The organism is Haemophilus sp. SZY H68, from assembly GCF_018829685.1.
Taxonomy (GTDB): domain Bacteria; phylum Pseudomonadota; class Gammaproteobacteria; order Enterobacterales; family Pasteurellaceae; genus Haemophilus; species Haemophilus haemolyticus_K.
In genome coordinates this window covers 415,723-429,782 of record NZ_JAHKKB010000001.1, presented here as the reverse complement: position 1 = coordinate 429,782, position 14,060 = coordinate 415,723, and the positions used below count along the sequence as shown (strand labels likewise).

The window sequence follows — 14,060 nt, the reverse complement described above, 5'->3', positions numbered from 1 at the left end:
AAATATAACCGCACTTTTTGTGAATTCGAGCGTTTGTTTATCAAAAAATAAGGGGCTTATTTTAACAAAATCAACATAGACAAGCTATGACTAATCATTATAATGAAACCGCTCTATATCAAGGATCTTATCTATGTTGGAACTAGGAAAACTTCTTACCGCACTTATCGCGCCACCTCTCAATACCTTTGTATTACTGATTATTGCAGCAATTTTTTATCGTGTTCATTTCAAAAAATTAGCCAAATTTATTGCGTTTATCAGTTTCACTTGGCTTTATGTCATGAGTGCGCCTTTTACTAGTTTATTGCTAACAGATAATGATGATTCTCCAGCCCTTACCCTAGATGACTATAAACAAGCTCAAGCCATCGTCATATTAGGCGGTGGATCTTATCCCACTAAAGAACTGTATGCAGAAACGGCTTCTGGCGCAGCGCAACTAGAACGTTTACGTTATGCGGCATTTTTACAAAAAGAAACGGGCTTACCTATTTTAACCACGGGCTATTCTTTGATAGGCATTTCTGAAGGCGACTTAATGGCAAAAGAACTGAACCAATTCTTTAATGTGCCAACGCAATGGATCGAAAATAAAGCCCGTAATACAGAAGAAAATGCCAGTTTCACTAAAAATATTTTAATTAAAGATCATATTCAAAAAATTATTTTAGTAACAAATCAATGGCATATGAAACGAGCCAAATACCTTTTTGAAAAACAAGGATTCTATGTACTTCCTGCTGCAGCGGCAAGCTATGGCAGTAAAGGAAATCTATCTGCAAAATCTTTTGTTCCTGACTTAGGTGCGTTAAATAGCAATATGGTTTTATTAAAAGAGTGGATTGGTTATTGGAAAGTTCATTAATCTGATATAAAAGAGGTCGCAAAATGCGACCAATCTTCTAAAATTCTTTTGAGATTAAACTTTCAGCTAATTGCAAATCCAGAGTTGAATCAATATCAATCGAGCGATAAGTAGGCATTAAATAAAAACGCATAGGCTCAATAAAAAAACGTTTTTCTACAAATAAACTCTCAATATCATTAATATAAATAGCTCCATTTGCACGGTAAGATTTAGGTAATTTTTGACGCGGTGCTTCAAAATCACTTATTTCGTGAATAGGTTTTACATCTTCATTTTCTAAAGTAAATGATTTATAAGGATGATGTTCGCATTCACAAGCTGATATCACCGACTTACATTTTCCTCCTAGGAAAATTTCCATTGCATTACGAATATCTAAAGCATTGCGCAATGGACTTGTTGGCTGTAACAAAACAGCTACTCCCTCAGAAATGTTTAGGCTCTCTAAGCAATGTAAAATAGCATCAATTGTGCGAGTATCACTTTGTGCTAAACTCTCAGGGCGAGCCACCGAAATTGCACCATATTTTTCTGCTTCTTTCAGAATCTTCTCCCCATCAGAGGTTACAACAACCTGATCAAACATTCCTGATTCTTGTGCAGCTAAAATGGCACGACCAACTAAAGACACACCTCCAACAAGCTGTAAATTTTTATCTTTAATTCCTTTTGAACCAGCCCTAGCGGGTATAATTGCAATTCTTTTCATTTTTTCGCTCCACATGACAAAGTGCCTTTCATTTTAGAATGTTTCCCTTGTTTTAGCAAAAATTAATCTTTAACATATCCTCATCTATTTGCTAATAAAAGGAAAACAAATGATTCAACTTACTCGCGAACAGCTTATTGAACTATTCAATAGACGTAGCTCTACACGCTATTACGATCCAAACAAAAAAATTAGCAACGAAGATTTTCAAGCTATTTTAGAATGCGCAAGATTATCACCAAGTTCTGTTGGTTCCGAGCCTTGGAAATTTTTAGTCATCCAAAATAAAACCTTACGCGAAAAAGTGAAACCATTCAGCTGGGGAATGGGCAATCAATTAGATAACTGTAGCCATCTAGTGATCATCCTAGCAAAGAAAAATGCACGTTATGATAGTAAGTTTTTTACCGATGTGATGACACGTAAAGGTCTAAATATAGAACAACAACATGCGGCACTAGAAAAATATAAGAGCTTTCAAGAAGAAGACATGAAATTACTTAAAAATGAACGCGCTTTATTTGATTGGTGTAGCAAACAAACCTATATTGCCCTTGCCAATATGTTAACTGGGGCAACCGCACTTGGTATTGATTCCTGCCCTATTGAAGGATTCAATTATGATAAAATGAATGAATGCTTAGCTCAAGAAGGTCTATTGGATCCTAATGAATACGGCGTTTCTGTTGCAGCCACCTTTGGTTATCGCTCACGTGATATTACTAAAAAATCTCGAAAGGAATTTGATGAAATCATACAGTGGGTAGAATAATCCTGTATAAATTAAAAAGCTCCCAACTTGGGAGCTTTATTTTTAGCATTTAAAATTAGCGACGTAAACCTAAACGAGCAATAGTGCTTTGGTATAAAGCAAGATCAGTACGTTTTAAGTAGTCTAAAAGTTTACGACGACGAGAAACCATACGTAATAAACCACGACGACCATGGTGGTCTTTTTTGTGCTCTGCAAAGTGAGCTTGTAAGTGGTTGATTTGTGCAGTTAATAATGCGATTTGAACTTCAGAAGAACCAGTATCTTTCGCATCACGACCAAATTCAGCAACGATTGCTGCTTTTTTTTCAGTACTTAGAGACATTTTTTACTCCTAAAAGGTAGTGTTGTTAATACATCATTCGCCGATCTCTAACTCAGCGATGATAAGGAGCCGGCATTCTAGCATTCAATGAGCTTAAATGCAAGGTTTATTCTAGTAAAAAGCCATGATTCTTAATGATGTCTTTAGCTTTATTAGAGCATAAAAATTCAAAAAATTTAACCGCACTTTCAACATTATTTAATAAAGCCATGACATATTCAGCTTTTACCTCAAATTCAATAGGGAACATATGAGTCAAAAATGCTTGATTATTCAGACCAATACTAGAATTTATATTTATAGATGCATCGTACCTATTTGGCTTAACTTCAGATCTTAATTGATAATGCGCATAACCGAGCATCATATCAGCATAACTATTTAATAATAAATAATGAGATACGATTTTCCCTTTTGGAACTATATTTGAAGAATTTCCGCCTACTAATTTCAACGCTCGTCGTTTCAATGCCTCCCCTTCACCAGGAAAACATTGCTCAATTTTATCAAATAACAGCCAAGTATAATCTCCACAAGGATCACAAGATGGCGTTGATGTTGCGAGGCGTAAAGAGCGATCAAATAGCAATTCAAAAATGGATTTATGACGGAAGTGTTCTAAATTTAACGTAGTTAATGCTAATTGATTAAAGGCTATCGTTAATTTTTGATAAATTTTTTTAGAATCAGCTAATTGAAGCACATTTTCAGGATTTGCACTAATAAAAATATCACATCTATTCCCTTGCTCAATTTGTTGACGCAATATTCCGGCTGGACCACAAAATGCTTTAATCTCTATATGATGAATTTGTCGAAAAATATCAGATAATTCTTGCAGAGCATAACGAAAACTACCTGCACTAAAAACAGTAATTGATTCCACAAGTTTTCCTTACTTTAATAACGTTTTATACAAGGGAACAAAATGCGTAAAAAAAGATTCTTTATATTGGGCTTGTTGTTCAAACATCGGTAAATGAAAAAGTGCGGTCAAATTTTCTGAGGTTAAAATATTCCTTGTTTCGCCAAATTTAAAATTTTGTTTATTTAACAATAAAGTTTTATTGGCTATCGCTACAGCTTGATTAGGCTGATGTGTTGTGAATACAACAGTCATGTTCTGTGATTGTGCCAAATCTATAAGTAAAGACAGTACAATATCTTGATTTGCAAGATCTAATGCTGAAGTTGGCTCATCCAACAGCATTAATTTACATTCGGAAGTAATGGCTCTAGCAATTAAAATCAGTTGTCGCTGCCCACCTGAAAGCGAAGCAAATTCGCGATTTGCCAAATGGGTCAAGTTCAAATAATCCAGTGCCTGCATGGCGATTTGATAATCATGCATTTTGGGTTTAGCAAAAGTATTAATATGGGCTGAGCGTCCCATTAACACAATATCCAACACCGAATAAGCAAAAGGCGAAGAAAAGAATTGAGGCACAAAACCGATAGATTGATACGCCTCAATCTTGCCCTGAATCGGGCGGTGAATACCAAGCAGTAAATCCAACAAGGTGCTTTTCCCACAACCGTTTTGCCCTAAAATCGCCAGGATATCCCCTTTATTCAAATCAAAATTCAGTTTTTGAAACAGAAAGTTTTCCGCTTGGTAATAAAAGCCTAAATTTTCCACGGAGAGCGCTTTATTCATTCATGCCTCCGCGTTTTAGTTTATACACCAATACACCGAACAAGGGTGCACCGATAAGTGCGGTCAAAATACTGATCGGAATTTCAGCATCAGACAAGGAACGCGCAACATTGTCCACGAGTAACATATAAGTTGCGCCGACCAGCATGGTGCAAGGCAATAAACGTTGATGATTGGCGCCCACCAGCATACGACTAAGATGAGGAATAATCAGACCGACCCAACCGATACTACCGCTAATTGCCACCTGACACGCTACTAATGAACCACTTAAAAAGATGACTAACCAACGTAATAGCGTCACTCTCACGCCCAAAACTTTGGCTTCTTTCTCATCTAAAGACAGTAAATTCAATCGCCAGCTTAAACCAAGCAAAATCGAACTACAAAGCAAAAACGGAACAAAGAAAAAGAGGAATTTTTCCCAGTTAGAGGTGGCAAAACTCCCCATCAACCAAAACACGATGCTTAGTAATTTTTCTTCCGTGTCGGAAATGTATTGCAATAGACTAACGAGGGCAGAAAAAAGCCCACTTAAAATCATGCCGATAAGAATAAGCATCAACAGGCTACGTTGATTAAATTTGAAGCTAAATAGAAAAACTAAGGCAAGCGTGCCGAAGCCAAATAAAATCGTACTGGCAAATAAGCCGTACAAACTAAACCCGAAAAAAATCGCCAACGCCCCACCAAAAGCAGAACCGGAGGTCACACCGATAATATGCGGATCGACCAATGGGTTACGAAAAATGCCTTGTAATACCACTCCACTCAACGCCAAACCGGCGCCCACGCAAAGTGCGGTGAAAATTCGAGGTAAACGCACTTGAAAAATCACTTGCTGTTGCACCGGGTCAATCTCAAGTGCGGTCGCTTTTGCCCACAGAATTTGTCCAATTTGCGCTACAGACAAGGAATACCGCCCAATTCCCAAAGAAATCACGGCGGTAATCACAAGCAATAGCGTTAAGCCAAAGAGAATTTTAGGGTAACTATTGGGCTGCATTGTCGGCTTTATAAGATGTGCGGTAGAATTTTTGATAATAATCGTTCACCATTTTATCTAAATTCACATCTTGGAAATGTTGCGGATAAAGCGCTTTCGCCAACCATACTTCACCCAACGCTAAGGCTTCCGGCATCGGATATCCCCAGGCTTTAGCATATTCCGGCATCAACAAAACTTTTTTATCTTTTACCGCTTGAATATTTGCCCAACCTTGATCATTCAAAATTTTTGGTACCACATCAGGATAACGATCTTGCACTAAAATCACTGCAGGATTCCATTCCAACACATTTTCTAGAGAAACCTGTTTGAAACCTTTAATAGTTGCCGCTGCGACGTTATAAGCCCCCGAATGCTCCATCATAAGCCCCGTATATTTACCAGAACCATAAGTGCCTAAATCAGGATTTGCCATATAAGTACGGATACGTTTGTCTACTGGAATATTTCCTAAACGATCAGCCAATAATTTTCTATTAGCAAAAGCCGCTTTGATCAATTCATTACCCTGCTGTTTTTTCTCAAACACCTCAGCAATCAATTCAATCCCCTGTTTTAAGCCTTCATTATAAGCTTTATCTTCATCAGTTAATGTTGGATTAAGTTTACCTTTTTCGCCCGCTTCACCGGTACGCAAGGAAATGGCTACCACTGGAATATTCACATCACTGATTTGCTTGATCATTTCAGGCGGTGCGTAGTTAGTCACAAACACCACATCCGGTTTTAATGTCAACAGACTTTCAATATTAACGGAATTCAAATCGCCCGGCATTGCCATGTTTTCCAGCTCTGGTGCAAGGCGAACATAGTTTTTGCCTAATTGTTTCTTCCAGTTAGAAAGCACACCCACAATCTGTTTTGTGGCATCCAATTGCACAGCAATATTCAGAGTCTGATGCTGTAACACCACAGCACGGTGAATGTGATCGGGAATGGTTACTTTGCGATCGAGTTGGTCTGTAATAATCCGATCAGCTAATGCTGAAAAAGAAAGGGAACCAAGTAAGCCGGCAATAAACAATGATTTAAGCTTCATAAAATATCCTTATATTAAGTAACAAGGATTTCATTATACACTCAATTACACAACGATAAATACCTAAATTATATCTTTTCAATCACCACCTTTATATCCTCTGGCGGTGCATAATAAGGTGCAGAAGTGATAAATAAACGAATACCCAATTTGGCATAATCTGAAACATTATTTTTATTTACCCCTCCAGCGATAGAAAGTAGAATATCTTTCTGTTTTGAGTGAAGTAGATCTAAAGCCTTTTTCACATCCTCCAGTGACCATTTATCAAGTTGAATAATATCTGGCTCAGCTACATACATTTGCTCAAATTGAGCATAATTATCTGCTTCTAAAGTAATTTTATTTTCAGGCGCTTCTTGACGTAATCTATCCACAATTTTCACCCAATCATTTGGATCAGAAAGTAAGTTTCGATGATTAGTAAAAACCAAAAGAGTTTCGCTGATGCCTTGTCGATGAATATGTCCACCAGCAGCTAATACAGCATTTGTCGCAAGTTTACGCGTATTAGGAATGCTTTTACGCGTGCAAGCCACAACAGCGCTTGGGTTAACTGCTTTGGCATTGGCAATCATTTCTGCCGTATATTGAGCAACTCCACATGACCATTCAAGTACCAATTGCACCACTTTCCAAGCTTGATGTAATTGTTCAGATATTCCTTCCGCACTTATCAGCAAAGCACCTGATTCAACCCACTCACCTTCTTTTACATATAAGTGCGGTTGAATATCCAGTTTTTTTAATAATTTTTCCGCAACAGAAACACCCGCCACAATACCTGCATTTTTACGCTTAAAAAGAATTTTCGCCGGAATATTTTCAATACCAAGAGCATGAGTGGTTAAATCACCACGATAAATATCCTCAAGCAATAAATCATCCAATTCTTTATCTGAAAAATAAATCATTGTCACTCCTTAAATTAGTTGTCCTTGATATAACTGAATCTGCTTACCTGAGAAATACTCAGCTTCTTTTGGCTCGTGCGTCACTAAAATTGTGGTAATTTCACCGGCTTCGATTAGATTTTTTAACACTTTCCAAATATCTTTACGCGAAGACCAATCTAAAGAAGAAAAAGGTTCATCTAAAAGTAATAAATCAGGACGATAAATTAATGCTCTTGCTAAAGCCACACGTTGTTGTTCTCCCCCAGATAACTGGTGAGGATAGCGATTAATAAGATGCTCTATTTTTAGGTCAGATAATAATGTCTGTTGTTCATCATCAGATGATGATGGATTTGCAAGTATTAAATTCCCTCGCACCGTTTTATGAGGAAACAAATAAAGTCGTTGATTTAAATAACGAAAATTTCTCTTCCAAGGAGGACTGCTTTCTAGAACTTGATTATTCCATAAAATAGAGCCTGAATAATCAATATAACCAGCAATCGCATTTAATAAAGTCGTTTTTCCACTACCTGATTCACCAACAACAGAAAGGCATTCGCTTTTTTCAATTGAAAAGGAAATAGATTTTAAAATATTAGTTTGAAGATTTTGAACTATCAGCATACTAAACAGCCCTATTAATCATCCGTAAAACTAGCAACAAACATGTAGAGATAAATAAAAGCCATAATGATGCACCAATAGCAATTTCAAAATCACCACTTGAAATATTCAAATAGACTGCCATAGGTAAAGTTTCAGTTTTAAATCGCGTTGCTCCTGCCAACATTAATGTGGCTCCGAACTCCCCTATTGCGCGAGACCAAGCTAAAACTGAAGCACAAACCAAAGGCTTCCAACACATCGGAATCTCTATTTTTATTAAGGTTTTAAAAGGTGATAAACCAAGACTATAAGATGCAAATCGATAACCTGATTCAAAGGAAGAAAAAATGCCACGAGTGCTGCGCAATAAAATTGAACTAGCAACATAAGTTTGAGCAATAATGATTCCTATAGGGGAAAAAATCCATTTGCTTATAAAGGGAAGCAATTCAGCTAATATCCCTTGTGAACTAAAAAGTAGAAGCAAACTTAGTCCTGTGACTAATGGTGGCAAAACCATTGGTAAATCAAACAAAGTGTCAAAAAATGATTGAAAAGGCAACCGCACTTGACTCATTAGCCATGCCGATGGAACAGCAACACATAATGCTAATATCAAAGAAAAAAGAGACGTTGCTAATGACATTAGCAATGCAAAATGCAATTCGGAATTAAATAATATCTGTTGAAAAAAATAAAAATCTAATTTTACGATTAAAGAAAACACTGATCCCATAACAACAAATAACAGTATTAATAGTGGGATCAGCGATAACTTTAAACTTAGACTATTATTTAGCTGGTAAGAAACCTTCATCAGTAAAATACTTCACCCCTTGAGGAGATTTAAAGAAATCAAATAACTGTTGAGCTTCTTTCGGATATTTAGAAGAAGAAAGTAGACCAATAGTAACTCTTTCTTCTGGTGTGCCTTTTGGACTTGGTAATAATTCAACCTTATCTCGAACTTTCCAAGCACCTGAACGACCTACTACAGCCGCATCTACATCACCATTTAGTAAATATAGCATTAATTGTTTTACCGTCGCAGCTTTCACAACAACTTTATCATTAAGTTGCTTTTGATATCCTGATAATTCAAACATTTTTTCAGCGCCTTTACCAAGAGCCATTGCTTTACTATCACCAATACCTAAACGTAATGAGCTTTCAGCTAATGCTTTAAAAGAATCAATTCCTGAAATTTTATCTTTACGAATAGCCATAACTGGAACATGTAATACTATTGTTCCTACATTGTTTACATCATTAGTTTTCTGTAATTTTGTAACATAATCCTCTGAGCCAGCTAAAAAAAGATCCCCGCTTTTTACCGTGTTATAACGAGCTAAAATCTGTCCAGAACCACCATATTCAACAGTTACTTTATTTCCTGTTTCTTGTTCATATTGGTGAATAATTTTTTCAACTGGATCCTTTAACCCAGCACCAGCATATAAATACAAATCTGCTGCTTGTGCAGAAAATGTAGTTAAAATCATTGAAGTTATCGCAACTAATTTTTTCATTTTCTCTCCTTATAAAATAAGTTTCAGTGAAAACTGATATATAATAGAGTATATAATGAATTATTCAAAAGATTTATTCAACCTTTAGTTTATAAATCAATCGATTTTTTCTAATTTCATGATAAGACACTAATTGACTTAATTTTGAAACAATAAAAAAGGTTGGGACGCCCCAACCTTTCACCTAATCTTTCAATAATTTAATTTTTTCAATCACATTTGTTGTTGAACAACCATTTTCAAAGTTTAGCACTTTAACATTACCGCCATTTGCCCAAACTTCTTTTGCGCCAGCAATATCTTCGGGTTTGTAATCTCCGCCTTTGACTAAAAAATCTGGTAGAATTTCACCGATTAAACGCTGTGGTGTATCTTCGGTGAATGGCACCAACCAGTCCACTGATGCCAAACCAGCCAATACCGCCATACGAGTTTCAAGATTATTAATTGGGCGACTGTCACCTTTTAAGCGTTTAACGGAATCATCACTATTTACCGCGACAATTAAACGATCGCCCAATTTGCGTGCATTTTCTAAATAAGAAACATGGCCTGGATGCAAAATATCGAAGCAGCCATTAGTCATCACAATTTTTTCACCGCGCGCTTTAGCTTGTGCGACAGCATCTTTTAATTCAGCTTCACTCATAATGCCAAATCCAGTGTCAGGGCGAGCATGAATAGCATTTTCAAGTTCCACATTCGAAACCGTTGAAGTCCCCAATTTACCCACCACAATTCCAGCCGCGACATTGGCTAGATAACAGGATTCTTCGAAAGAACGTCCATCTGCTAATGCAGTTGCTAATACGCTAATAACAGTGTCGCCAGCTCCCGTCACATCAAACACTTCTTTTGCGACAGTTGGCAAATGATAAGGTTCTTGGTTTGGACGCAATAATGTCATGCCTTTTTCAGAACGCGTCACCAAAAGTGCGGTTAATTCAATATCAGAAATTAATTTTAAACCTTTCTCAATAATCTCTTCTTCTGTATTGCATTTGCCCACAACAGCTTCAAACTCAGACATATTTGGTGTCAATAATGTCGCACCACGATAACGTTCAAAATCAGTTCCCTTTGGATCGATTAACACAGGCACACTCGCTTTGCGTGCAATTTGAATCATTTTCTGAACATCTTTAAGCGTGCCTTTACCATAATCAGAAAGAATCAAAGCACCGTAATTTTTCACCGCACTTTCTAACTTCGCTAATAAATCCTTGCAATCTACATTATTGAAATCTTCTTCAAAATCAAGGCGAAGTAACTGTTGGTGACGAGATAAAATACGTAATTTGGTAATGGTTGGATGGGTCTCTAATGCAACAAAATTACAATCGATTTTTTGTTTTTCTAATAAGTGGGAAAGTGCAGAACCAGTTTCATCTTGTCCAATCAGCCCCATTAACTGAACGGGTACATTAAGTGACGCAATATTCATCGCCACATTTGCTGCACCACCCGCGCGCTCTTCATTTTCTTGTACACGAACCACTGGTACCGGCGCCTCTGGTGAAATACGGTTGGTAGCGCCGAACCAATAACGATCAAGCATCACGTCGCCTAATACAAGTACTTTTGCTTGCTTAAATTCTGCTGAATATTGAGCCATTTTAAAATCTCTCTATTTGAATAACCAAAATTGTGGCGATTTTACCACAACTCAAATTTACGATAAACTACGCCCCTAACTTAGGTGGAAAGAACAATGAAAAACGAAAAACTCCCTCAATTTCAACCGCACTTTTTAGCCCCAAAATACTGGCTGTTTTGGTTAGGCGTGGCAATTTGGCGAAGTATTTTATGTCTTCCCTACCCTATTTTGCGCCATATTGGTCATGGTCTAGGTTGGTTGTTTTCACATTTAAAAGTAGGTAAACGTCGCGCTGCCATTGCACGCCGCAATCTTGAACTTTGTTTCCCTGATATGCCTGAAAACGAACGTGAGGCGATTTTGCAAGAAAATCTCCGCTCAGTAGGCATGGCAATTATCGAAACTGGCATGGCTTGGTTTTGGTCAGATTCACGTATCAAAAAATGGTCAAAAGTTGAAGGCTTAGATTATCTAAAAGAAAATCAAAAAGATGGAATTGTTCTCGTCGGTGTTCATTTCTTAACGCTAGAACTTGGCGCACGCATCATTGGTTTACATCATCCTGGTATTGGGGTTTACCGCCCAAATGACGATCCAGCATTTGATTGGCTCCAAACACAAGGCCGTTTACGCTCTAATAAAGATATGCTTGATCGTAAAGATTTACGCGGAATGATCAAAGCCCTACGCAATGAAGAAACCATTTGGTATGCACCTGATCATGATTACGGCAGAAAAAATGCCGTTTTTGTACCATTTTTTGCGGTGCCCGATGCTTGCACAACCACTGGTAGTTATTATTTATTGAAATCCTCACAAAACAGCAAAGTGATTCCATTTGCGCCATTACGCAATAAAGATGGTTCAGGCTATACCGTGAGTATTTCAGCGCCTGTTGATTTTACAGATTTACAAGATGAAACAGCGATTGCTGCGCGAATGAATCAAATCGTTGAAAAGGAAATCATGAAGGGCATATCACAATATATGTGGCTACATCGCCGTTTTAAAACACGTCCAGATGAAAATACGCCTAGTTTATACGATTAAAAGTGCGGTCGAATATCACCGCACTTTTTGATAGAATTTTCTCAAATTTAAAAATTAACGAATAATCTCACCATGACAACCAATTATTCAGCTCAAGAAATTACCGTTCTTAAAGATCTCGAGCCGGTGCAAATTCGCCCCGGTATGTATACAGACACCACCCGTCCGAATCATCTCGCACAAGAAGTTATTGATAACAGCGTAGATGAAGCCCTTGCGGGTTTTGCCACAAAAATTGAAGTAATTTTACACCCTGATCAATCCATTGAAGTCACAGACAATGGTCGCGGTATGCCTGTGGATATTCATCCTACGGAAGGTGTTTCTGGCGTAGAGGTGATCCTGACAAAACTACATGCGGGGGGAAAATTCTCCAATAAAAATTATGAATTTGCGGGTGGTTTACACGGTGTGGGGATTTCTGTGGTGAATGCGCTTTCTGAACGCGTGGATATTCAAGTCAAACGTAATGGTGAAGTGTATAAAATTGCCTTTGAAAACGGCAATAAAGTGGAAGAATTAGAAGTTATTGGGACTTGTGGTAGACGCACAACAGGAACAACCGTTCACTTCAAACCGAATCCAAAATATTTTGACAGCGCAAAATTTTCCGTTAGCCGCCTACGCCATTTATTAAGAGCGAAAGCGGTACTCTGCTCAGGGCTTGAAATCAAATTCATTGATAAAGTAAACAATACTCAAGATATTTGGTTATATGAAGATGGTCTTTCCGATTATCTTATCGAAGCAGTTAACGGCTTTGAAACCCTTCCGGAAAAACCATTCGTTGGTGAATTTAAAGGCACAAATGAAGCGGTTAGCTGGGCATTACTTTGGTTGCCAGAAGGAGGCGAGCTGATTGGCGAAAGCTATGTAAACTTAATTCCAACAATTCAAGGCGGAACACATGTTAATGGCTTACGTCAAGGTTTGTTAGATGCCATTCGTGAATTTTGCGAATTTAGAAATTTATTACCACGTGGCGTAAAACTTACCGCTGATGATATTTGGGATCGTTGTTCTTACATTCTTTCCCTTAAAATGCAGGATGCACAATTCGCGGGGCAAACTAAGGAACGCTTATCATCACGCCAAAGTGCGGTGTTTGTTAGCGGTGTTTTAAAAGATGCGTTCAGTCTATGGCTAAATCAAAATGTACAAGATGCTGAAAAATTAGCAGAAATTGCGATCAGTTCTGCACAACGCCGGTTACGCGCAGCAAAAAAAGTCGTACGTAAAAAACTTGTTAGTGGCCCTGCATTACCAGGGAAATTAGCAGATTGTGGCTCACAGGATTTAGAAAAAACGGAATTATTTTTAGTGGAGGGCGACTCTGCGGGCGGCTCAGCAAAACAAGCGCGTGATCGCGAATATCAAGCGATTTTGCCATTACGTGGAAAAATCTTAAATACATGGGAAGTTTCACCTGATCAAGTATTAGGTTCAACAGAAATTCACGATATCGCCGTTGCTCTAGGGATCGATCCTGACAGCAATGATTTATCACAACTTCGCTATGGTAAAGTATGTATTCTCGCAGATGCTGATTCCGATGGTCTGCATATTGCCACTCTGCTCTGTGCCCTATTCTTACGTCATTTTCCGAAATTGGTACAAGACGGTCACGTTTACGTCGCAATGCCGCCTCTTTATCGTATTGACTTAAATAAAGAAGTCTTCTACGCATTAGATGAAAGTGAAAAAGAGGCAATTTTAGATCGGTTAAAAAATAAAAAAGGCAAACCGAATGTTCAACGCTTTAAAGGTTTAGGTGAAATGAATCCATCGCAATTGCGTGAAACAACAATGGATCCTAATACTCGTCGCCTTGTTCAATTAACTTATGATTTAGAGGAAGACCAAGGAGTGGATACATTAGAACTGATGGATATGTTGTTAGCGAAAAAACGTTCTGAAGACCGTAAAAATTGGTTGCAAGCGAAAGGCGATCAGGTTGATTTATCTGTTTAGACTAAATTAATCTCAGCAAATCCGAA

General features: G+C 37.7%; 15 protein-coding genes. 4 read left to right on the top strand and 11 right to left on the bottom strand.

The window, feature by feature from the left end; genetic code table 11:
* Positions 1-133 precede the first annotated feature (133 nt).
* Positions 134-868, top strand: coding sequence for a YdcF family protein (locus KP712_RS02045; RefSeq protein ID WP_048952608.1), 735 nt, complete (start codon positions 134-136; stop codon positions 866-868).
* Positions 869-905: 37 nt separating this feature from the next.
* Here the strand turns inward: KP712_RS02045 and KP712_RS02040 are convergent, their stop codons facing one another.
* A complete protein-coding gene (locus KP712_RS02040) occupies positions 906-1,580 on the bottom strand; it encodes a cytidylyltransferase domain-containing protein (RefSeq protein ID WP_048952632.1) in 675 nt (224 codons plus the stop codon).
* A 109-nt stretch (positions 1,581-1,689) separates the two neighbouring features.
* Between KP712_RS02040 and KP712_RS02035 the strand changes: the two genes are divergently transcribed.
* Positions 1,690-2,352: an NAD(P)H-dependent oxidoreductase gene (locus tag KP712_RS02035; RefSeq protein WP_048952609.1), complete on the top strand. Its 663-nt coding sequence runs from the start codon at positions 1,690-1,692 to the stop codon at positions 2,350-2,352.
* 55 nt (positions 2,353-2,407) lie between these two features.
* On the opposite strand, the gene rpsO is transcribed toward KP712_RS02035, so the two are convergent.
* The 10 genes from rpsO to hldE form a co-directional block, all read right to left on the bottom strand.
* Positions 2,408-2,677: a 30S ribosomal protein S15 gene (rpsO, locus tag KP712_RS02030; protein ID WP_005628925.1), complete on the bottom strand. Its 270-nt coding sequence runs from the start codon at positions 2,675-2,677 to the stop codon at positions 2,408-2,410.
* Between the two features lie 106 nt (positions 2,678-2,783).
* Positions 2,784-3,563 carry a substrate-binding domain-containing protein gene (locus KP712_RS02025; protein ID WP_111407326.1) on the bottom strand — a complete coding sequence of 260 codons (780 nt, stop codon included), beginning with the start codon at positions 3,561-3,563 and terminating at the stop codon, positions 2,784-2,786.
* Positions 3,564-3,572: 9 nt separating this feature from the next.
* On the bottom strand, positions 3,573-4,334 hold the full coding sequence (gene molC / locus KP712_RS02020) for a molybdate ABC transporter ATP-binding protein MolC (RefSeq protein ID WP_009500573.1): 762 nt from the start codon (positions 4,332-4,334) through the stop codon (positions 3,573-3,575).
* Positions 4,327-5,340: a molybdate ABC transporter permease MolB gene (molB, locus tag KP712_RS02015; protein ID WP_215770498.1), complete on the bottom strand. Its 1,014-nt coding sequence runs from the start codon at positions 5,338-5,340 to the stop codon at positions 4,327-4,329. The genes molC and molB overlap by 8 nt, the downstream gene beginning before the upstream one ends.
* On the bottom strand, positions 5,327-6,382 hold the full coding sequence (locus KP712_RS02010) for an ABC transporter substrate-binding protein (RefSeq protein ID WP_111407324.1): 1,056 nt from the start codon (positions 6,380-6,382) through the stop codon (positions 5,327-5,329). Before KP712_RS02010 ends, molB begins: the two co-directional genes overlap by 14 nt.
* 68 nt (positions 6,383-6,450) lie before the next feature.
* Positions 6,451-7,296 carry a ModD protein gene (gene modD, locus KP712_RS02005; RefSeq protein WP_111407323.1) on the bottom strand — a complete coding sequence of 282 codons (846 nt, stop codon included), beginning with the start codon at positions 7,294-7,296 and terminating at the stop codon, positions 6,451-6,453.
* 9 nt (positions 7,297-7,305) lie between these two features.
* Complete coding sequence (locus KP712_RS02000) at positions 7,306-7,905, bottom strand: ABC transporter ATP-binding protein (RefSeq protein WP_046950084.1); 600 nt, start codon at positions 7,903-7,905, stop codon at positions 7,306-7,308.
* Position 7,906: 1 nt separating this feature from the next.
* Complete coding sequence (locus KP712_RS01995; RefSeq protein WP_046950085.1) at positions 7,907-8,704, bottom strand: ABC transporter permease; 798 nt, start codon at positions 8,702-8,704, stop codon at positions 7,907-7,909.
* Positions 8,679-9,416 (bottom strand): molybdate ABC transporter substrate-binding protein, encoded by a 738-nt coding sequence (gene modA / locus KP712_RS01990; protein WP_111407322.1) that lies wholly within the window; start codon positions 9,414-9,416, stop codon positions 8,679-8,681. The genes KP712_RS01995 and modA overlap by 26 nt, the downstream gene beginning before the upstream one ends.
* A 184-nt stretch (positions 9,417-9,600) precedes the next feature.
* Positions 9,601-11,031 carry a bifunctional D-glycero-beta-D-manno-heptose-7-phosphate kinase/D-glycero-beta-D-manno-heptose 1-phosphate adenylyltransferase HldE gene (hldE, locus tag KP712_RS01985; protein WP_111407321.1) on the bottom strand — a complete coding sequence of 477 codons (1,431 nt, stop codon included), beginning with the start codon at positions 11,029-11,031 and terminating at the stop codon, positions 9,601-9,603.
* 96 nt (positions 11,032-11,127) lie between these two features.
* Between hldE and htrB the strand changes: the two genes are divergently transcribed.
* Positions 11,128-12,063: a lipid A biosynthesis lauroyl acyltransferase HtrB gene (htrB, locus tag KP712_RS01980; protein ID WP_111407320.1), complete on the top strand. Its 936-nt coding sequence runs from the start codon at positions 11,128-11,130 to the stop codon at positions 12,061-12,063.
* Between the two features lie 72 nt (positions 12,064-12,135).
* Positions 12,136-14,034: a DNA topoisomerase IV subunit B gene (gene parE, locus KP712_RS01975; RefSeq protein ID WP_111407319.1), complete on the top strand. Its 1,899-nt coding sequence runs from the start codon at positions 12,136-12,138 to the stop codon at positions 14,032-14,034.
* Positions 14,035-14,060 lie beyond the last annotated feature (26 nt).

Excerpts from the sequence above, each read along its gene's own strand:
- KP712_RS02040 (WP_048952632.1), bottom strand. The coding sequence starts at position 1,580 with ATGAAAAGAATTGCAATTATACCCGCTAGGGCTGGTTCAAAAGGAATT.
- rpsO (WP_005628925.1), bottom strand. The coding sequence starts at position 2,677 with ATGTCTCTAAGTACTGAAAAAAAAGCAGCAATCGTTGCTGAATTTGGT.
- parE (WP_111407319.1), top strand. The coding sequence starts at position 12,136 with ATGACAACCAATTATTCAGCTCAAGAAATTACCGTTCTTAAAGATCTC.
- molB (WP_215770498.1), bottom strand. The coding sequence starts at position 5,340 with ATGCAGCCCAATAGTTACCCTAAAATTCTCTTTGGCTTAACGCTATTG.
- KP712_RS02045 (WP_048952608.1), top strand. The coding sequence starts at position 134 with ATGTTGGAACTAGGAAAACTTCTTACCGCACTTATCGCGCCACCTCTC.
- KP712_RS01995 (WP_046950085.1), bottom strand. The coding sequence starts at position 8,704 with ATGAAGGTTTCTTACCAGCTAAATAATAGTCTAAGTTTAAAGTTATCG.
- KP712_RS02000 (WP_046950084.1), bottom strand. The coding sequence starts at position 7,905 with ATGCTGATAGTTCAAAATCTTCAAACTAATATTTTAAAATCTATTTCC.
- modA (WP_111407322.1), bottom strand. The coding sequence starts at position 9,416 with ATGAAAAAATTAGTTGCGATAACTTCAATGATTTTAACTACATTTTCT.
- hldE (WP_111407321.1), bottom strand. The coding sequence starts at position 11,031 with ATGGCTCAATATTCAGCAGAATTTAAGCAAGCAAAAGTACTTGTATTA.
- KP712_RS02035 (WP_048952609.1), top strand. The coding sequence starts at position 1,690 with ATGATTCAACTTACTCGCGAACAGCTTATTGAACTATTCAATAGACGT.
- modD (WP_111407323.1), bottom strand. The coding sequence starts at position 7,296 with ATGATTTATTTTTCAGATAAAGAATTGGATGATTTATTGCTTGAGGAT.
- KP712_RS02010 (WP_111407324.1), bottom strand. The coding sequence starts at position 6,382 with ATGAAGCTTAAATCATTGTTTATTGCCGGCTTACTTGGTTCCCTTTCT.
- htrB (WP_111407320.1), top strand. The coding sequence starts at position 11,128 with ATGAAAAACGAAAAACTCCCTCAATTTCAACCGCACTTTTTAGCCCCA.
- molC (WP_009500573.1), bottom strand. The coding sequence starts at position 4,334 with ATGAATAAAGCGCTCTCCGTGGAAAATTTAGGCTTTTATTACCAAGCG.